The sequence below is a fragment of the Novosphingobium sp. FKTRR1 genome, from assembly GCF_020404405.1.
Lineage (GTDB): Bacteria > Pseudomonadota > Alphaproteobacteria > Sphingomonadales > Sphingomonadaceae > Novosphingobium.
This window is the reverse complement of record NZ_JAIZDA010000001.1, coordinates 73,808-92,897: the sequence shown is the minus strand read 5'-3', so window position 1 is coordinate 92,897 and position 19,090 is coordinate 73,808. Positions and strand designations below refer to the sequence as shown.

Below are 19,090 nucleotides of genomic sequence, written 5' to 3'. Positions count from 1 at the left end.
TCTAACAGGAGATTGCAAGCCATGGCGACCAAGGCCGTAACCGATGCCAGCTTCGAGCATGACGTGCTCAACGCCGGCAAGCCCGTGCTGGTCGATTTCTGGGCCGACTGGTGCGGCCCGTGCAAGATGATTGCCCCGGCGCTCGAAGAGATCGCGGGCGAACTGGCCGACAAGGTCGACATCGTGAAGATGGACATCATGGAAAACACCGACGTGCCCGGCAAGATCGGTGTGCAGTCGATCCCGCTGCTGGTGCTGTTCAAGGATGGCAAGCCGGTCGCGCAAAAGCTGGGCGCCGCACCCAAGAGCCAGCTCAAGGGCTGGCTGGAAAGCGTCCTTTAACGATGGACAGCGGCAGAGTGGCGGTGCGGGGTCATAACCGCGCCAGCCGCTCTGCCAGTGTATCGAACAGGGCAGGGCTGGCCGCCGCGACCAGCCCCGGCTCCAGATGGCGGTCGACGCGATAGGCCGATCCATCGGGACGCGCGGCCTTGCCGCCCGCTTCATTGACGAACAGCACGCCCGCCGCGTGGTCCCACGCCAGCGTGCGCTCGAAGATCGACACGTCGTTGATGCCGGTGACGATGCGCGGATATTGCTCCGCCGCACAGCGCGGAATGTCGACCAGCGTGTAGTGCGGCGCGATGTGCTGCTGCAATGCGGCGCGGCGCACCGGATCGGCAAACACCAGCGAGATGGCGGCAACCGGCGGTTCCTGCCCGGTGGTGCGGCTGACCAGCGCCTCACCGTTGAGGAAGGCGCCCTTGCCCTTGTGCGCGCTGCACACCCGACCGGTCAGTGCATCGTAGATCCACCCGCCAACCGCTACGCCATGTTCGGCGAGCGCCACCAGCACGCCGAACGGCGGCTTGCCCGCGGCAAAGTTGTTGGTGCCATCCAGAGGGTCGATGATCCAGCACAGCGAATCGCCGAGCCTCTCAAGCACAGCAGGATCGGCATGCGCGGCCTCCTCGCCGACGATGGTCGCTTCGGGCAGGATCGCGGCGAGCCCTTCGGCAAGGATGCGCTCGGCATCGGTGTCGGCGATGGTCACCATGTCGTCCACCGCCTTGGCTGTCACCTGATCGGCGGCAAGTTGCTGGTAACGCGGCAGGATCGCGGTTTCGACCGCGCGCTTCATCAACGCGGCGACGGCGGTATCGAGGGCGGCGCTCATAAAGAACTCTTTATGTGAGAGGAATCGCGGCAATCTCGGCGAACGCGGGACGTTCGCGCAGCCTTGCGTACCAGTCAGCCAGATGCGGCAGATCGGGACGAGGGATGCCCAGCGCGAAGTAGGTATGGGCATAGACCCCCATCGGCATGTCGGCGATGCCGAAAGCCGGGCCGGAAAGCCAGTCCCGCGTCGCCAGCTCGGCATCGAGCAAGGCCATCATCGCTTCGCTGGCGCGGGCCGAAGCAGCAACGGCGGTGTCGGTGCCGTCCTTGCCGTGACGCACCACTCCAAGGAAGGAATCGCGCTGCGCATCGGCAAAGTGGAACTGCCAGTCCATCCATTTGTCGCCACTGGCGCGCACTGCGGGGTCGTCGGCGCGCAGCTGCGGCGCATGGACGTCTGCCAGATAGCGCAAGATGGCGTTGGATTCCCACAGATGCACATCGCCATCGCTGATCGCGGGGACCATGCGATTGGGGTTGAGCGCCTGATATTGCCGCGAATAGCCGAACTTGCCGCCCATATCGATGCGCTCGAACGGCACCTGCGCTTCACCAAGCGCCCAGACGACTTTCTTGACGTTGTGCGAGTTGATGCGGCCCCACAGCGTGATCATGGCGCGTCAGCTCCGGTAATCGGCGTTGATGGCGATGTAGCCATGCGTCAGATCGCACGTCCACACCATGGCGCGGCCTTCGCCAAGGCCAAGGTCGACCTCTATCGAAATGTCCTGTCCCTGCAGGTGCGCCGCCACCGGGGCTTCGTCATAGTCGGCGAGCGGTTGGCCATCGCGCGCGGCCCAGGTGCCGCCAAAGCCGATAGACAGCCGGTCCCGGTCGGCCGGTTGCCCGGCCTTGCCGACGGCCATCACGACGCGACCCCAGTTGGCGTCCTCGCCCGCGATGGCGGTCTTGACCAGCGGCGAATTGGCGATGGATAGCCCGACAATCCGGGCGCTTTCGTCGGAAATTGCGCCCGAAACGCTGACCGCGATGAACTTTTGCGCGCCTTCGCCATCGCGCACCACCAGATGGGCAAGCTCGCGGCAAACCTGCTCGATCGCGGCGGCAAAGGCATCGGCGCCGGCGTCGTCGAACCCGGTCAGCGGCGCATTTCCTGCCTTGCCGGTGGCAAAGGCCAGCACGGTGTCGCTGGTGGAGGTGTCGCTGTCGACCGTGATGCAACTGAAAGTGCGCGTGTTGGCCGCGCTCAGCACGTGTTGCAGGAATGCCGGGCTGACCGCCGCGTCGGTGAAGATGTAGCCCAGCATCGTCGCCATGTCGGGCGCAATCATGCCCGAACCCTTGATGATCGCGCTGATCTGCACCGTGGCGCCGCCAATTACCGCGCTGGCGGTGACGCCTTTGGCGAAGGTGTCGGTCGTGCCGATGGTGCGCGCGGCATCTTCCCACGAGCATGGCGCGGCATCGAACGCGGCGCTGATCCCCGCCTGCGCCTTGTCCTTGGGCAAAGGCACGCCGATGACCCCGGTAGAGGAGACGAACACCTGTTCGCGCGGGGCATTGAGGTGCGCTGCGACCTGATCCATGATCGCCTCCACCGCCTCACGCCCGCGATAGCCGGTGAAAGCGTTAGAATTGCCCGCGTTGACCACCAGCGCACGGGCTTGGCCCTGCGCCACGTTGATGCGGCCGAGTTCGACTTCGGACGAGCAGCACACGTTGCGGGTGAACACCCCGGCCACGGCAGTGCCTTCGTCCAGTTCCACGTAGGTCAGATCGCAGCGGCCCCAGTCCTTGTACCCGGCGCGCACAACGCGCGGCGTGGCGCCTGCAATCGCGGGCAGGGCGGGAAAGGGCTGGGCGAGCGGAGATACGGCGTCGGACATGGCCGGGGGCCTAGCGGTTCAGGTCGCCGCGTTCAATGCCCGCAAACGATCGGCGGGCAGGCGGATGCCCCTTGCGAACGGCGACTTGGCCAGAACATTCGCCACACAAAAACTCATCCCCAGCCCAGCCAGCAGCGCGAGTGCGCGCCCGGCAACCGGCAGGTCCAACGTCACGATATGCACCAGTTCCAGGATCGGGAAGTGCACGGCGTAAAGCGGGAACGAAATCTCGCCTAGCCAGGTCAGTCTGCGGGGTAGGGGGGCGGTCGGTCGCGCTGCCGCTCCAAGCGCCAGAACGCCCGCAAACAACGCGATCACCACGGGATCGCTGATGCTCAGGTCAATTCTGGCGATTTTCGGCACCAAGAGCAAAGCTGGCAACAACGCGAGCGACGTCCACCAAGGCAGCGTGCCCGTCGTCAACCGGCCTCGATTGCGGGCAAGCGCGATGCCCAACGGATAGGCAAAGCCAGCGCGGACAAAGCCAAACGCCCAATCATTTCCATGCGCGCCGATCTGGAGCGAGCCGAAATGGTGTGCTGCGATGGCCAGTACGATCCAGCACAGCCCGGAAATCGCCACCAGCGTGCGCGTCGGCAAATAGCGCAACACAGCCAGATGCAGGGCGTTTATCGCCAGCTCGACGACCAACGACCATTGTGGGGCATTGAGCGGATAAGTCAGCAAATCGGTGTCGGGGACTATCCGGGGCAGGCCCACCATGGCCAGGACCAGCACATCGAACACCTTCGGCCAACCCCACAGGAGCGCATGGCTGATGGTACCGAACAGCGCACCAAGCCCGATGAGCGGCCAAAGGCGTGCGCAACGGCGCGCCATCACCAGTGTCGCCTGGCGCACACTGGAGGCGCCATTCTCGATCATCGGCGTCAGCACGAATCCGCTGAGCATGAAGAAGAAGTCGACCGAGAGGTAGCAGCGCTCGAACAGCCAAGTTTCGCCCGAAAGCCCCTCGAAATGGACCATCAGCACCATCAGCGCAGCAATCCCGCGCAAGCCGTCGAGCACGACAAGGCGCGCTCCATCGCTCTGCCCGTGCTGATTGTGCCCCTGCGCCATCCCGATCAGGGTAAAAATCCGGCGCTAAGGATTGGTAAAGAGCTGAGCGACTTTGGGCCTTTTCCTGCTGCAAGGGATGTCCCATAGATTACCGATGCTGTCCCGGATGACACCCCTTGTTCGCCCCGCGCTGCGCGCCTTGACGGTTGCAGCAGCACTGACTTTGGCCACGCAGGCCCATGCGGCACTGCCGCGCGGGCCCACCCCCAGCGGCAGTCCCGGGCAATGGGTGACAAGCAATGACTATCCCAGCGCGGCATTGCGCAACGAAGTGGAGGGCGTCGTCGGTTTTCTGCTGACAATAGGTGTGGATGGCGTTCCATCAGGCTGCGAGGTTACCCAGAGCAGCGCCTCGCCCGATCTCGACAACCAGACGTGCCTGCTGCTGATGCAGCGCGCGCGGTTCACGCCCGGGACCGACGGAAACGGCAAGCCAGCAGCAAGCACCTACCGAAGTTCGGTTCGCTGGCAGATTCCAAGGGATATTCATGTTGAAGCCACCTTGTTCACTTACAGTTATGTTGTGCAGGCCGATGGCACGGTAAGCGATTGCAAGGTCGTGCGCACAAATGGGGCTGCAGCAGGCTATGGAAACGTTGCGGGCGACGGACCGTGCGGACGCCTTGGGCAGCATTTGGCTCCCTATCTCGATCCAACGGGCAAACCGGTGGCACGCCGCGTGACGACAACGTATTCGGTGACCGTCGAGGCGCCCTGACATCGCTCATGCAGTTCCGAGCCGGAAAAATTGCCGTCTGCAATGGACGAACCGCTTCGGCTGCCCTATCTGGCCCGACGATGCGCTTGTTGCTTGTCCTTCTTGCCATGCTCAGCGGACTTTCGCTGCCCGGCTCCGCTTACGCGGTGTCGTCGGCAGAAGTCGTCGCTGCAAGCGCGGCCAGCACGCAGCCAACGGCAAGCGTGGCCTGCCCGTTGCGGGCCGCCGTGGCGCGCGCCGCATACCGTCTGGAGCGTACTGCGCCACTGGTATTGCCTGCGCTTGCGCCCGCCGTTGCCCGCATGTGCGGCGTCATCATCAAGGTCGACCGCGCGCGCGAATAACGCGCCGCCGCGTCGTTTCGGCCTTGTTTTGATCAGGCCAGCCTTGTTTTGAACAGGTTTGCGCGGCGTTTGCGCACTTTGCCTGCAACTTTCCCATTCGGTAATCAGGAATCCGCCCATGTTCGGCGCACTTGCCAAGTCCATTTTCGGCTCGTCCAACGACCGTTACGTCAAATCGCTCGACAAGGTCGTGCGCAAGATCGCCGCTTTCGAGCCCGACGTGCAGGCGCTTTCGGACGAGCAGCTTGCCGCGCAGACGGTGAAGTTCCGTGAGGCGCTGGCCGCCGGGCAATCGCTCGACGACATTCTGCCCGAAGCCTTTGCCACCTGCCGCGAAGCGGCGCTGCGCGTGCATGGCATGCGCCACTTTGACGTGCAGATGATCGGCGGCATGGTGCTGCACCGTGGCGAGATCGCCGAAATGCGCACGGGCGAGGGCAAGACGCTGGTGGCGACGCTCGCCGCCTATCTCAACGCCATCGAGGGCAAGGGCGTCCACGTCGTCACCGTCAACGACTATCTGGCCAAGCGTGACAGCGAATGGATGGGCCAGATCTACAAGTTCCTGGGGTTGAGCGTTGGCGTGATCGTGCCCAACCTTGACGAGGAGGAACGCCGCGCGGCCTACAACGCCGATATTACCTATGCCACCAACAACGAGCTGGGCTTCGACTACCTGCGCGACAACATGAAGCAGGATCGCAGCCAGATGGTGCAGCGGCCCTTCAACTTCGCGATTGTCGATGAAGTCGACTCGATCCTGATCGACGAGGCGCGCACCCCGCTGATCATTTCGGGCCCCACCGACGACAAGAGCGACCTCTACATCTCGGTCGATGCGGTGGTGAAGACGATCGAGCCTTCGCTGTACGAGGCGGACGAGAAGTCCAAGAGCGTGTCGCTGACCGAGGACGGCGTCGAATGGGTCGAACGCCAGCTTGAGGCCGCCGGACTGCTGGTCGGCTCGAACCTCTACGACGTTGAAAACACGATGGTCGTCCATCACCTTGACCAGGCGTTGAAGGCCAACGTCATGTTCAAGCGCGACATCGACTATATCGTCAAGGACGGCAAGGTCGTCATCATCGACGAATTCACCGGCCGCATGATGGACGGGCGTCGCTGGTCGAACGGGCTGCATCAGGCGGTCGAGGCCAAGGAAGGCGTGCGGATCGAGCCCGAGAACCAGACCATGGCCTCGATCACGTTCCAGAACTATTTCCGCATGTATCCCAAGATTTCGGGCATGACCGGCACCGCAGCGACCGAGGCGGCGGAATTCTTCGACATCTACAAGATGAACGTCGTGACCATCCCGACCAACATCCCGGTCAAGCGGGTGGATGAAGAGGACGAGTTCTACAAGAACACGCTCGACAAGTTCGGCGCCATCGCCCGCCTGATCCGCGAGCGCTACGAGACCGGGCAGCCGGTCCTGGTGGGCACCGTCTCCATCGAGAAGTCCGAACTGCTTTCGGAATTCCTGAACAAGGAAGGCGTCAAGCACAACGTGCTGAACGCCCGCTTCCACGAGATGGAGGCCCATATCGTGGCGCAGGCCGGGCGGATGGGTGCGGTGACCATCGCTACCAACATGGCCGGTCGCGGCACCGACATCCAGTTGGGCGGCAATGCCGAATTCCGCATCGAGGATGAGCTGCGCGACGTGCCCGAAGGCCCCGAGCGCGACGCCGGAATTGCCCGGATCAAGGCCGAAGTCGCCGAGGAAAAGCGCAAGGTACTGGAAGCGGGCGGACTGTGCGTCATCGGCACCGAACGCCACGAAAGCCGCCGCATCGACAACCAGTTGCGCGGTCGTTCGGGCCGTCAGGGCGACCCGGGCCTGTCGAAGTTCTATCTGTGCCTTGAAGACGATCTGCTGCGCATCTTCGGCCCCGACACCCTGTTTTCGCGGATGATGAATTCGAACCTGGCCGATGGCGAGGCGATCGGTTCGCGCTGGCTGTCAAAGGCGATCGAGACCGCGCAGAAGAAGGTTGAAGCGCGCAACTACGACGTGCGCAAGCAAGTGGTCGAATACGACGACGTGATGAACGACCAGCGCAAGGTCATCTACGAGCAGCGCGCCGACATCATGGATGCCGACACCGTGGGCGAGGTCGTCAACGACATGCGGCTCGATACCGTCAACGCCATCGTAGCCGATGCCTGCCCGCCCAATTCCTATCCGGAACAGTGGGATATCCCGGCACTCAAGGCGCGTACGCTCGATGTGCTGGGGCTGGATGCGCCGATCGACGACTGGGTGGCCGAGGACGGGATCGAACCCGAAACCATCGAGCGGCATCTGGTCGAACTGGCCGACGCGCACATGGCGGCCAAGATCGCCGAGATCGACGCCGCCTCGTGGGCGAGCCTTGAGAAGTCGATCCTGCTCGAACGGCTCGACCATCACTGGAAGGAACACCTCGCCACGCTCGACGCCTTGCGTCAGGTGGTGTTCCTGCGCGCCTATGCGCAGAAGACCCCGATCAACGAATACAAGCAGGAAGCTTTCGGCCTGTTCGAGAAGATGCTCGAAGCGATCCGCGAGGACGTGACCCGCATTCTGATGCTGGCCGAGTTCCGCATGCGCGCGCCCGAGGATTTCCAGCTTCCCGAGCTGCCCGACTTCCTGACGAGCACCGACTTCGCGCCGGGCGCACCCAATCCGTTCGGGGTCGAAGGCGCGGCGATCCCGTTCGGAGCCTTCACCGGGACCGTCCAGGCAGGGCAACTGGAACAGGCGCAGCCTGCCGGTGATCCTTATGCCGGGCAGGGGATCAGCCGCAACGCGCCGTGCCCGTGCGGATCGGGCCAGAAGTACAAGCACTGCCACGGCGCCGCCGCCTGAGGGTGCGCTGACCCGGATAGTGGCTTTGCCATCAGACGGGGAGCGCGCGCCAGATGCGCTCCCCGTCGGCATCAAGCCTAGACCAGAATGAAGTCGGACACGGCGAGCACCGGCTTGTTGACCAGTAGCGCGATCTGAACCGCTGCATGGCCGCCGACCCCGTCGGCATCGTAGAACAGCGCCCCGGTGCCTGCATCGTACAGCAGGTGCTGGTCGGCCGTGGTCGCTTCTGTGCCGAAACCCAGCTCATTCGCGCTCAATTGATCGCCAATTGCCGCAAATATCTCGTGCGACAGCGCGATCCGATCCGACCCGTGCTCGAACACAAAGTGATCGAGCGTGTCGGGCGAGCCCAGATCGTTCAGGGTGAACGTCTGGGCAATGCCGTCCGGTGCTGCCGTCACGTCATGAGTGGCATCGCCAAGCGGCAGCGGATCGCCGACCAGCACATTGCCATAGAAGCCTGAACCCGTGCCGGTAGCGGTCACGCTCAGGCTGACGTGGATATTGGCAAGGTTGCCCGCAAAGATGGCCGACGATAGCGACCCCAGATCGACCGCATTGTTGGTGAAATAGGCGGCGGCCGCTGCACCGCTGGCAAAGCTTTGGTGAAGCAGCGTTGTGCCGTTGCCCGAGATGTCGAGCGTCACGTTGGTCACGGATGCGCCATAGTTCGTTCCGCCGTAAAGGCCGACGATCAGATCATGTTTTACGGCCAGTTGGGTCAGATCGACTTTAACGTCGAACGCGGCGGTGCTTGTCTGGGCGCCGTTGCCGTAAGGAGAGTGGTGCCCGCCCACTTCGGCGATCGCGAAATAGGTCGGAGTCTTGGTCGAGGTGAACGCGGCATTGATCGCGGCATTGGCGGCCAGGATCGAGTTGACGTTGGCTGCAAGCGGGGCACCGGTGACGTTGGCCACCGAATTCGACGTCCAATCGAACGCCAGCGGGGCCGCGGCCATTTTGCTGTTCGCGCTGGCGACCGCCTTGTCGATCAGGGAGGTGCCGCTGATGACTGCAGTGGCTTGGCTGCCAACGCCGCGAACCAGCAGTCCACTGGTGCCTGCTGTTGCCGTCGATATGGCCGAAGCCGTACCGACGTGACCGCTGGAAGTGGCCTTTGCGCTGCCCGAACTGCCGCTGCCGATGCCACCGAACGCGGAAACGGTGTCGATGACCGACGGGGCCGTGGTGGTGGCTATGCCGGTCGCAACGGCCGCAGATCCGACGCCGCGCGTTGTGCCAAGGCCTCCATCCCCGCCGGTTGCCACAACGGTAAGCGTGCCAAGCCCCTTGGCTGTCAGCACACCTGCGGCCGTGGCATTCGCACCGCTGCCGCCAGCCGCGCCCTGCGCACTGCCACCAGCGCCGCCATAGGCGTTGACGTTGAGCAGCACATTGGCGGGTGTCGAGGCTAGTGCTGTGTCATCGTACGTCTGGCTGGCGAGGGCCGCGCCGCCCGCTCCGCCGACACCACCGCCACCCGCCGAGCCACCCGCGCCACCGCGCGCGGTTTCGGTTAGTGTTGCCCAACCGCTCTTACTGGTTGCCGAGACAAGGTCCACGGCCGATGCACTGGCCCCGTCACCGCCTTTTGCGCCGCCCAGGCCAGACCCGCCAGCGCCACTGCTAAGGTCGAGCGAGGCTGTTGCAGAGCCGTTTCCGCTGGTTGCCGCCGAAGTCTTGGTACCGCTCGCACTACCGCCCATGCCGCCCGAGTTGCCCACGCCATTTCCGTTACCGCCTACGCCTGCGGTTGCCGTTACGATGGCAGCGACTGCCTCGTTTCCTCCAGTCATGCTGATGGCCGCGCCACCGGCGTTGGCAGAGCCGCCGGCACCGCCTTTCGCTCCGGCCGAATTCCCGCCGTTGCCGCCGCCTGCGGATTCGGTGAGCGTAACGGCCTTGTTTCCGGTTGCGGTTCCGCTGACAGTGGCTGCTCCACCGGCCCCACCGACCGTAACCGCTCCGTTCACGTATCCAGTGCCACCACCGCCACCGCGGGCGCTGGTATCAACGTTGATGCTGGCGGGCGAAGACCTGGTAATGCTTTCAGACACGTTGGCATCACCGCCATTACCGGCAAGGCCGCCGTAACTGGAGCCTCCGCTGCCGCCGTTGCCCGCCGTGGTCAGATAGAGGTTGCCGCCTGCCGAACCGCCATAGGTGACGTTGGCTGCGGAGATCGCGCCGCCGTTCCCGCCGTTGGCACCATTGTAACCGATGCCTCCGATGCCTCCGGTAAGATAGGCGACCGCAGATGCCGTCTGCGCCAGATTGGCGACCGCCACTGCGGTGGCTGTGGCAGTGCCGCCATTGCCTGCGGTGGTGCCAGCACCGGAAGCCGCCCCCCCATCGCCGCCGGTCGCGAAGGCCTGAGCATTGGCTTGGCCGGTGGTGCTGGTCACCGCCACTGTGCCATTGCCTGTTCCGCCGCTGCCAGCATTTCCGCCTTGGGCATAACCGCCTGTTCCACCCGTGCCGCGTGCTACGCCATAGAGGGTCTTGGTCCCGATCAGTACCAGCGACGCCGTGCCGCTTGTCCCGGCAAGGGCGGAAATCCCGGCACCCGAAGCGTTACCCGCCGCGCCGCCCAGAGCATTGGCGGATGCCGTGATCGAGGCGCTCTGGGTTGCGTTCAGGTTGTCGTTGAAATTGAGGTTGCTGGTTGCGGCACCCCCTGATGCTGCCGTGCCGCCGCTCGTCGTTCCGCCGTTGCCCCCGATGGATGCCTGCGTAAGGTTCAGACTGCCGCCGTTGGTCGACCCGGAAACCTGATTGTTCGCCGAAGCGGCTGCACCGGCACCTGCGCTGGCACCGCTTGTGCCATCGCCGCCAGCACCACCGTTTTGCGTGAGGCTGACCGTGACGAGCCCGTTGCCTGCGGTCTTGCCGCTTGCCGTTGAGCCGCTTGCCACGCCGCCGTTGCCACCGATTGCGCCAGCGCCCTTGCCGACACCGCCGCCTCCGCCAGTCGCGGCGACAACGAGGTTTACCGCCTCGCTGCCGACAGTCGTGCTTGTCGCGGTGCCGACAGCCTTGCTGGCGCCGCCGGCCGCGCCGCTGGTCCCAAGCGCCGATGCCGAACCGCCGTAGCCGCCGGTTGCCGTCGCGGTGGCGTTCACCACGAAGGCCCCCGTCGCATTGACGGTCGCAGAGCCATATCCGCCGGCTGCGGCCACGCCGCCATCCGAGGCACCGCCAAAGCCTGCATTCGCCGTGGAGGCAAGGGTGAGTTGGGCGCTTTTGTTGGCGTTGAGGGTGTCGTTGAAAGTCAACGATGATGTGGCATTGCCCGCCGCGCCACCCGATCCGCCTGCTGCACCATTTCCGCCGCTGCCTCCGATGGCCGTCTGCGCAAGGCTCAGCCGCCCGGAAACAGTCTGGCCGCTGACGGCATCGATCAGCGTCGACTGGGTGCCGTTGCCGCCAGAAGCTCCGGCAGATCCATTGCCGCCCGAACCGCTGAATTGCGTCAGGTTGATACTGACCAACCCGCTGCCCGCAGTAGCGCCGCTCGCCTTGCTGCCGCTCGCGATGCCGCCATTGCCGCCGACGTGGCCCGCACCACTGGCATTGCCCCCACTACCACCAAACGTGTTGAAGGCGACGTTCACCGAGTTGTTGCCGACCGTCGTGCTTGTGCCGCTGGCAGATCCGGACGCACTGCCGCCGACACCGCCATTGCCACTTTGCGTGCCAGATCCACCGCCCCCGCCAAGGATTGACGAACTGACGGTGACGGTCTTTGCGCCCTTGATGGTGGAGACACCGGTAGCAGCGGCACCAGCTCCTCCGGACGAGCCGACGTAGCCGTAACCACCCGCGCCGCCATAGGCAGCGTTGTTGGTGCTCAGGTAGGCGCTTTGGGTCGGGCTCAACGTGTCGTCGACGTTCAGATTGGCGATGGCGACGCCACCGGCACCGGCAGTGCCGCCGTCGGACGTGCCGCCCGCTCCGCCATAGGCAGATTGGTTGAGTTGCAGGCTGCCGCCATTGGTCGCACCCGAAACGCTGTTGGCCAGTTGCGTTGAGCGACCGGCCGCGCCATTGGCGCCGTTCGTGCCACCGCCGCCGTCACCGCTCTTTTGCAGTACCGTGGCATTGGCGGAACCGTTTCCGGCCGTCACGGCAATTGCGGCGGTTCCCGATGCCAGCCCGCCGGCACCACCGGTAAGGCCAGCAGCGGTGGAATAGCCCCCGTTGCCGCCATAGGATGTCGCAGCAGCGTTGACCGTTTCGCCGGTTGCCGCGGTGTTGGTGGCTTTCGCCGAAGCGGACCCGTTGCCGCCATTGCCGCCTGCTGCGCCCGACCCACTCGGGTTGCCTAGACCGCCGCTGCCGCCCGATCCGCCTGCGCCGCCATAAGCCTGTGCGTTGGCAGACGCCGCTCCGGCGCGGTTGGTGATGGCCAGCGCAGCGGCATCACCGCCCGCCGCACCACTTCCAGCCGAACCACCGGCACCGCCCCCGCCAAAGCCGCCCGATCCGCCGCCGCCGCCCTGACCGCCCGATGCCGAAGCATTGTTTGTTGCATCAAGTGGGGTTGCCGTGGCCGCTGAAGCCGCCGACCCGTTGGTTCCCGAAGATCCTGCCTGGCCTGGGCCGACGCCACTTGCGCCATTGGTCCCGCTGGCGCCGTTGCTCGTTACCGTACTCATGCTGTGCCCTCCGATATTCAAAGGGGACGGCGTCAGGGGCTACCACATGGAAAAGCAAATGCGGTGACAGAACCAATTCGGTTCGCCAGATATCCCATTTCGCCGACCACGTGATCTTGATTGTTGATGCGTTGCGTATTGCGCCTTGCTTGCTTTGTCTAATGTAAGCCAAATCACAGTTGATGAATATTTTTTCAGCCAATCGGTTTACTGGTCACAAACCCGCAAGGATCGGCGGAAGTTCTTTTAAATGCTGGTTACAGAACCTCAGACACAGCGGAGCGCTTTGGGAACACCGCAAATCCGGGCGCCCAGAGCAAAACCAACATACCAGACCGCCAAACCCCAGACTACCAAGCCATAGGGTGCTGCAAAATCCGATGCGGACCAACGATGAAGGAGAAGGGGGAAACAAGCCCGCAAATGCCAGAGAGGCTGAATTTGCAGGCTGTTTCCGAAGAAAATGGCTCCCTGAGTAGGATTCGAACCTACGACCACTCGATTAACAGTCGAGAGCTCTACCGCTGAGCTATCAGGGACCGGCTCCGGTTGCCCGGGGCAGGAGCGCGCTAATAGCAGGCGATTCCCGTTTGGCAAGCCCCGGTTTTCCACAGGCCGTTTTCGATCGTCGAACAAGCCGTCAGACGAGGAACTGCTCGGCGAATATCCGCTCGTCCAGACTTTGCCCGCGATCGAACAGCAAGGTCAGCTGGTGCTCGCGCCCGGCGCGCACGCGCACCACCTTAACATCGCGCAGTTCCTTTTGGTCGGCCACCACCAGCACCGGCCGCTTGACCGACTCGCGCGCGCGAAAGGTGATCTCGGCATTGTCGGGCAGGATCGCCCCGCGCCAGCGGCGTGGCCGGAACGGGCTGATCGGAGTGAGCGCCAGCGTATTGGAGCCAAGCGGCAGGATCGGTCCGTTAGCCGAAAGGTTGTAGGCGGTCGATCCGGCAGGGGTCGCCACCAGAACCCCGTCGCAAGACAGTTCGGGAATGCGCACCTTGCCGTTCACCGTCACCTCAAGCTTGGCGGTCTGGCGGGTTTCGCGCAGCAGCGAGACTTCGTTGATCGCCCACGAGGTATGCAGCACGCCGCTGTTGGTCTCGGCCTCCATCCACAGCGGCGAAACCGCGATATGGCGGGCGCGGGCAATGCGCTCGTCCAGACTGCGGCTGCTTTTCTGCTTGTTCATCAGGAAGCCGACGGTGCCCAGATTGATGCCGAACACCGGCACGACGCGGTTGGTGTCGAGCATCTGGTGCAGCACTTGCAGCATGAAGCCGTCGCCGCCCAGTGCGACGACAACCTCGGCGTCCTCGACCGCGACCCATTCGCGTGAGGCGCGCAAGGCCACCTCGGCATCCTGCGCCCTGTCGGTGGGCGAGGCGACCAGCGCCAGGCGCTTCGTTTCGACCATGCGGTCCTTAGCTCCTTCCCCGGGGCCATTGCGGCCCATGTCTTGCAGCGGGGTGTATGGAGCGCCCCAATGTGGTGCAACGGCAAAAGGAACTACGCTGATGATTTCGCCCCGGCTTTGTCCTATGGCCTCGCTCGATGAGCCCGGCCATGAACCCGATTGTCGAACCTGTTGCCGCCGAGCGCGATGTCCTGACCGGTCTGGTTGGTGCAGAAACCGCGCGTGGATGGCTGGATCGAGCCAGCGATGGCGGGTTCATTCAGGCCATGCTGGTCAGCCTCAAGCGGCTGCCTTCGGTCAATCTTGCCTATGGCAAGGCCGGGGGCGATCTGGTGCTGGTCGAAGTGGCGCGGCGGATAAGCGACTTCGCGCGCGAGGAATTGGGCGACTCCACCATCGTGGCGCGCACCGCTGGCGGTGATTTTCTGGTCGCTTCGGCGCAGACGCTGAGCCGCGAACGCTGGCAGTGGCTGGCCGAAGCGCTGGGCCGGACGATCGCGCGGCCGCTGATCGTCAATGATGAACGGTTGTCGCTCGCCCCCCGTACCGCCCTGTTGCGCGGGCTTGCCGGAGAATCGGGCGGCGCGCTGCTCGACCGGCTCGATCAGGCGGCCGAGGCCTTGCAGCGCAGCGCCGGACGGCGCGTACTGTGGGCCGATGGCAGCCATCCCGCACGGGGGCGGAGTGCCGCACGGCTTGAAGGTGACCTGCTGGGGGCGCTGCACCGCGACGAGATCACCATCCTGCTGCAGCCGCAATTCGATGTGGCCAGCGGAGCATTGGTCGGTGCCGAAGCGCTCGCCCGCTGGCAACACCCCACGTTCGGCCGGATCGGTGCAGAGACGCTGTTTGCGGTTGCCGACAGGGGCGATCTGGTTGCCCAGCTATCGCGCCACATCGCGCTGCGTGCGCTGACGATCGCGGCGAGCTGGCCCAGTCCCTTGCGGTTGTCGCTCAACGTCACGGCCGAGGACTTTGCACTGGGCGAGTTTGCGTCAACGCTGCGCGCCACACTCGATCGCACCGGCTTTCCGGCTGAATGCCTGACGATCGAGATTACCGAGCAGACCCTGATCACCGATTTCGATGCGTGTGCATCTGCGCTTGAGGAACTGGCGCAGATCGGCGTCAGCGTCGCGCTCGATGATTTCGGCACCGGCTTTTCCAATTTCCGCGCGTTGAAGGCGCTGCCGCTGCACACGCTCAAGCTAGATCAGACGCTGGTCAAGGATATCGCGCGTGACGGTCGGGACCGGGCGATCCTGCGGGCCATGGTCGCGATGGCCCGCGCGCTCGACCTGAAGGTCGTGGCCGAAGGGGTCGAGACCGTGACCCAGCTCGACATCCTGCGCGATGAAGGGTGCGAGGTCTTTCAGGGTTTCCTGCGCGCGGGGCCAATCGACGAAGCGTCGTTTGCAGCGTTGGCCGCGGCTCCGCAATAAGCTCAGGCCGCCTTCTTGCCAGCCCCGGCACGGCGGGCGATTGCCGACAACCCCTTGGTCAACTGCACCAATCCATTCAGCCGCGCTTCGGGCGAGCCCCAGGCGCGCTGGATGACCAGCTTGTTGTCGGGCCGCAGCTTGGCCACGCCGCCCAATCGCTCGATATAGCTGATCAGCCCAAGCGGATCGGGGAAGCTGTCGTTGTGGAAGCTGACGAGCGCGCCCTTCACGCCAACGTCGATCTTGGAAATCTGCGCGGCAATCGCCTGACGCTTGACCTCGATCAGCCGTAGCAGGTTCTGGGTGGGCGAGGGGAGCGGTCCGAAACGATCGATCATTTCGGCGGCCAGCGCCTCGACCGCATCGGCACCTTCGGCTTCGTTCATGCGACGATACAGCGCCATGCGCACCGCCAGATCGGGCACGTAGTCCTCGGGGATCATGATCGGTGCGTCGACGGTAATTTGTGGACTGAGCGTTTCCCGCTCGCGCGCAAGGCCGATCTCACCCGCCTTGGCTGCCAGAATCGCATCCTCCAGCATCGACTGGTAGAGTTCGAAGCCGACTTCCTTGATGTGGCCCGATTGTTCGTCGCCCAACAGGTTGCCCGCGCCACGCAGATCGAGATCGTGGCTGGCCAGCTGGAACCCGGCACCCAGTGAATCGAGATCGCTCAGCACCTTCAAGCGCTTTTCGGCCACTTCGGACAGCGCCTGAGTCTCGGGGTAGGTGAGGTAGGCGTAAGCACGCAGCTTGCCCCGCCCGACGCGGCCGCGCAGCTGATACAACTGCGCAAGGCCGAAGCGGTCGGCGCGGTGCAGGATGATGGTGTTGGCACTGGGAATGTCGATGCCGCTCTCGATGATCGTGGTCGACAGCAGCACGTCGTACTTGCGTTCATAGAACGCGCCCATGCGGTCCTCGACCTCGGTCGGGCTCATCTGGCCGTGCGCGGAAACGGCGCGCACTTCGGGCACGTTGAGGTGCAGCCATTCCTCAAGTTCGGGCATGTCGGCGATGCGCGGCACCACGATGAAGCTCTGTCCGCCGCGCTGGTGTTCGCGCAGCAGTGCCTCACGCATGACCACATCATCCCACGGCATCACGTACGTGCGCACGGCGAGCCGGTCGACCGGCGGGGTCTGGATGGTGGACAGTTCGCGCAGGCCCGACATCGCCATTTGCAGCGTGCGCGGGATTGGCGTTGCGGTCAGCGTCAGCACGTGGACGTCGGTCTTGAGCTGCTTGAGCCGTTCCTTGTGGTTCACGCCAAAGCGCTGTTCCTCGTCGACGATGACCAGCCCGAGCCGCTTGAACTCGATCGACTTGGCCAGCAGCGCGTGGGTGCCGATGACGATATCCATCGTCCCGTCGGCAAGGCCGGCGCGCGTTTCGGTCGCTTCCTTGGCCGGGACCAGCCGCGACAGGCGACCGACGTTGAGGGGGAAACCGTTGAAGCGCTCGCTGAACGCAGTGTAGTGCTGGCGGGCGAGCAAGGTGGTCGGTGCGATCACCGCTACCTGCCGCCCGGCCATGGCCGCGACGAACGCCGCGCGCAACGCCACTTCGGTCTTGCCGAAGCCGACATCGCCGCACACCAGCCGATCCATCGGCTTGCCATCGACCAGATCGCCCAGCACATCGTCGATGGCGCGCTCCTGATCGTCGGTTTCCTGCCAGGGGAAGCGGTCGACGAACGGGCCATAGCTGGTCGGATCGACCGCCAGCACCTCAGCCTGCCGCAATGCGCGGTGCGCGGCGGTAGCCATGAGTTGCCCGGCGATTTCAAGGATGCGCTCGCGCATCTTGGCCTTGCGCCGCTGCCACGCCTCGCCGCCCAACCGGTCGAGCGCAACGCCATCGCTGTCGTTGCCATAGCGCGAGAGCACGTCGAGGTTTTCGACCGGGATGTAGAGCTTGTCGTTCCCGGCATAGGTCAGTTGCACGCAGTCGTGCGGGCTTTCGCCGACGCGGATCGCCTCAAGCCCCTCATAGCGGCCGATGCCATGCTCCATGTGGACGACCAGATCGCCGGGGCTGAGCGCGGACAGCTCGGCCAGAAACGCATCGGCATCCTTGCGCTTGCGTTTGCGCCGGACCAGCCGGTCACCAAGGATGTCCTGCTCGGTCAGCAGTTCCAGTTCGGTGTTGGCAAAGCCTTGTTCCAGCGGCAGGACGACTGCAACCGGCTTGCCCCTGGCAGCAAGACCCAGCGCTTCCTGCCAGCTTTCCGCCAGCAACGGCGCCGCTTTGCCAGCCTCTGCCAGCAGCGAGATCAACCGCGCGCGCGACCCGGTGGTATAGGCCGCGACGATGGGCTTGAGCCCGCGCGTGCCGAGCGCCGCCAGATGCTTGGCCGCAGCCTCATAGACATTGGCCTGCTGCGCGCGTTCGGCGGTGAAATCGCGCGAACTGGCAAAGCCGAAATCGAGCGCGCGGGTGGATTCGGGTTCGGCGAAGATCGAGGTGCGATGCACCGGCCAGCCCGTCAGCGCGCGTTCCATCTCGTCGCTGGTCAGGTAGAGCGCGGATTCGCTCAGCGGGCGGTACGATCCGGGGGTGCGTTGCGCGCTTTCGATGCGGGCATGGTGATAGTCGGCAATGTCAGCCAGCCGGGTTTCGCCCGCCTTGGCCGCGCTACCTTCCAGAACGACCAGATCGCCTTGCACCAGATGGTCGAACAGCGTGACCATGCGGTCTTCGAACAGCGGTAGCCAGTGCTCCATGCCTGCCAGGCGGCGCCCTTCGCTGACCGCCTGATAGAGCGGATCGCCGGTAGCGTTGGCGCCGAACAGTTCGCGATAGCGGCTGCGAAAGCGCTTGATGCTGTCCTCGTCGAGCAGCGCTTCGCTGGCGGGCAACAGCAGGTGCGTTTCCACCGGCTGCACGCTGCGCTGGGTCGATGGATCGAACAGCCGCATCGTCTCCAGCTCGTCGCCGAAGAAGTCGAGCCGCAGCCCATGGTCCAACCCGCTGGGATAGATGTCGAACACCGAGCCGCGCACGGCGTATTCGCCCGAATCGACCACCGTATCGGTGCGGGCATAGCCTTGCCGCTGCAACAGCCCGATCAGGCTTTCGCGCCCGATCTCGATTCCGGGCTTGAGCAGCCGGGTCGATTCGCGGATGCGGAACGGGGTCAGTGTGCGCTGGAGCACCGCGTTGATCGTGGTGACCAGCAATTGCGGCGCGTCGCGCTTCCATTGCAGACGCTGCAAAGTCGCCAGACGGCGCGCGCTGACCGACAAGGCGGGAGAGGCGCGGTCGAAAGGCAGGCAATCCCACGCAGGAAATTCGAGCACCTCCAGTTCGGGCGCAAAGAAGCCCGCGCTTTCGGTGACCGCGCGCATCGCTGCATCGTCTGGCGCGACGAACACGACCCGGCCGCTCGCCTTGGCGGCATGGGCGGCGCGCGCCAGATCGGCCAGCACCAGCGGCTGCGCCCCGCGCGCGACGGAGGACAGGACCAGCGGACTGGTGGCGGAAAGCAGGCGGTTCAGGTCGGGCATCGCTGGGTCAATCGAACAATCTGGCGCAGATACTGG

General features: G+C 64.7%; 12 protein-coding genes and 1 tRNA gene. 5 read left to right on the top strand and 8 right to left on the bottom strand.

Annotation, left to right across the window (positions count from 1 at the left end):
• Positions 1 to 21 precede the first annotated feature (21 nt).
• Positions 22 to 342: a thioredoxin gene (gene trxA, locus LDN95_RS00405; protein WP_226015647.1), complete on the top strand. Its 321-nt coding sequence runs from the start codon at positions 22 to 24 to the stop codon at positions 340 to 342.
• Positions 343 to 373: 31 nt separating this feature from the next.
• On the opposite strand, the gene LDN95_RS00400 is transcribed toward trxA, so the two are convergent.
• Genes LDN95_RS00400 through LDN95_RS00385 form a run of 4 tightly spaced genes read right to left on the bottom strand, consistent with a single transcriptional unit; the run spans position 374 to position 4,106 of the window.
• Positions 374 to 1,177, bottom strand: a complete 804-nt coding sequence (locus tag LDN95_RS00400) for an inositol monophosphatase family protein (protein ID WP_226015646.1) — start codon at positions 1,175 to 1,177, stop codon at positions 374 to 376.
• A gap of 10 nt (positions 1,178 to 1,187) precedes the next feature.
• Positions 1,188 to 1,793, bottom strand: coding sequence for a glutathione S-transferase family protein (locus tag LDN95_RS00395; RefSeq protein ID WP_226015645.1), 606 nt, complete (start codon positions 1,791 to 1,793; stop codon positions 1,188 to 1,190).
• A 6-nt stretch (positions 1,794 to 1,799) separates the two neighbouring features.
• Positions 1,800 to 3,026, bottom strand: a complete 1,227-nt coding sequence (gene argJ / locus LDN95_RS00390; protein ID WP_226015644.1) for a bifunctional glutamate N-acetyltransferase/amino-acid acetyltransferase ArgJ — start codon at positions 3,024 to 3,026, stop codon at positions 1,800 to 1,802.
• Between the two features lie 18 nt (positions 3,027 to 3,044).
• On the bottom strand, positions 3,045 to 4,106 hold the full coding sequence (locus LDN95_RS00385) for an acyltransferase (protein WP_226015643.1): 1,062 nt from the start codon (positions 4,104 to 4,106) through the stop codon (positions 3,045 to 3,047).
• A gap of 52 nt (positions 4,107 to 4,158) precedes the next feature.
• Between LDN95_RS00385 and LDN95_RS00380 the strand changes: the two genes are divergently transcribed.
• From LDN95_RS00380 to secA, 3 genes are all read left to right on the top strand, one after another.
• Positions 4,159 to 4,824, top strand: coding sequence for an energy transducer TonB (locus LDN95_RS00380; protein WP_226015642.1), 666 nt, complete (start codon positions 4,159 to 4,161; stop codon positions 4,822 to 4,824).
• 107 nt (positions 4,825 to 4,931) lie between these two features.
• A complete protein-coding gene (locus LDN95_RS00375; RefSeq protein ID WP_226015641.1) occupies positions 4,932 to 5,168 on the top strand; it encodes a hypothetical protein in 237 nt (78 codons plus the stop codon).
• A gap of 118 nt (positions 5,169 to 5,286) precedes the next feature.
• The gene (gene secA / locus LDN95_RS00370) at positions 5,287 to 8,022 is read left to right on the top strand and encodes a preprotein translocase subunit SecA (RefSeq protein WP_226015640.1); all 2,736 of its coding nucleotides are present in this window, start codon (positions 5,287 to 5,289) and stop codon (positions 8,020 to 8,022) included.
• Between the two features lie 77 nt (positions 8,023 to 8,099).
• On the opposite strand, the gene LDN95_RS23105 is transcribed toward secA, so the two are convergent.
• From LDN95_RS23105 to LDN95_RS00355, 3 genes are all read right to left on the bottom strand, one after another.
• Positions 8,100 to 12,683, bottom strand: a complete 4,584-nt coding sequence (locus LDN95_RS23105; RefSeq protein WP_255629886.1) for a hypothetical protein — start codon at positions 12,681 to 12,683, stop codon at positions 8,100 to 8,102.
• Between the two features lie 464 nt (positions 12,684 to 13,147).
• Positions 13,148 to 13,222, bottom strand: a tRNA-Asn gene (locus LDN95_RS00360).
• Between the two features lie 101 nt (positions 13,223 to 13,323).
• Positions 13,324 to 14,103, bottom strand: a complete 780-nt coding sequence (locus LDN95_RS00355) for an NAD kinase (protein WP_226015639.1) — start codon at positions 14,101 to 14,103, stop codon at positions 13,324 to 13,326.
• Positions 14,104 to 14,252: 149 nt separating this feature from the next.
• On the opposite strand from LDN95_RS00355, the gene LDN95_RS00350 reads away from it, so the two are divergent.
• Complete coding sequence (locus tag LDN95_RS00350; protein WP_226015638.1) at positions 14,253 to 15,545, top strand: bifunctional diguanylate cyclase/phosphodiesterase; 1,293 nt, start codon at positions 14,253 to 14,255, stop codon at positions 15,543 to 15,545.
• Between the two features lie 2 nt (positions 15,546 to 15,547).
• On the opposite strand, the gene mfd is transcribed toward LDN95_RS00350, so the two are convergent.
• Positions 15,548 to 19,054 (bottom strand): transcription-repair coupling factor, encoded by a 3,507-nt coding sequence (mfd, locus tag LDN95_RS00345; protein ID WP_226015637.1) that lies wholly within the window; start codon positions 19,052 to 19,054, stop codon positions 15,548 to 15,550.
• Between the last annotated feature and the right edge of the window lie 36 nt (positions 19,055 to 19,090).

Excerpts from the sequence above, each read along its gene's own strand:
- trxA (WP_226015647.1), top strand. The coding sequence starts at position 22 with ATGGCGACCAAGGCCGTAACCGATGCCAGCTTCGAGCATGACGTGCTC.
- LDN95_RS00400 (WP_226015646.1), bottom strand. The coding sequence starts at position 1,177 with ATGAGCGCCGCCCTCGATACCGCCGTCGCCGCGTTGATGAAGCGCGCG.
- LDN95_RS00395 (WP_226015645.1), bottom strand. The coding sequence starts at position 1,793 with ATGATCACGCTGTGGGGCCGCATCAACTCGCACAACGTCAAGAAAGTC.
- argJ (WP_226015644.1), bottom strand. The coding sequence starts at position 3,026 with ATGTCCGACGCCGTATCTCCGCTCGCCCAGCCCTTTCCCGCCCTGCCC.
- LDN95_RS00385 (WP_226015643.1), bottom strand. The coding sequence starts at position 4,106 with ATGGCGCAGGGGCACAATCAGCACGGGCAGAGCGATGGAGCGCGCCTT.
- LDN95_RS00375 (WP_226015641.1), top strand. The coding sequence starts at position 4,932 with ATGCTCAGCGGACTTTCGCTGCCCGGCTCCGCTTACGCGGTGTCGTCG.
- secA (WP_226015640.1), top strand. The coding sequence starts at position 5,287 with ATGTTCGGCGCACTTGCCAAGTCCATTTTCGGCTCGTCCAACGACCGT.
- LDN95_RS23105 (WP_255629886.1), bottom strand. The coding sequence starts at position 12,683 with ATGAGTACGGTAACGAGCAACGGCGCCAGCGGGACCAATGGCGCAAGT.
- LDN95_RS00355 (WP_226015639.1), bottom strand. The coding sequence starts at position 14,103 with ATGGTCGAAACGAAGCGCCTGGCGCTGGTCGCCTCGCCCACCGACAGG.
- LDN95_RS00350 (WP_226015638.1), top strand. The coding sequence starts at position 14,253 with ATGAACCCGATTGTCGAACCTGTTGCCGCCGAGCGCGATGTCCTGACC.
- mfd (WP_226015637.1), bottom strand. The coding sequence starts at position 19,054 with ATGCCCGACCTGAACCGCCTGCTTTCCGCCACCAGTCCGCTGGTCCTG.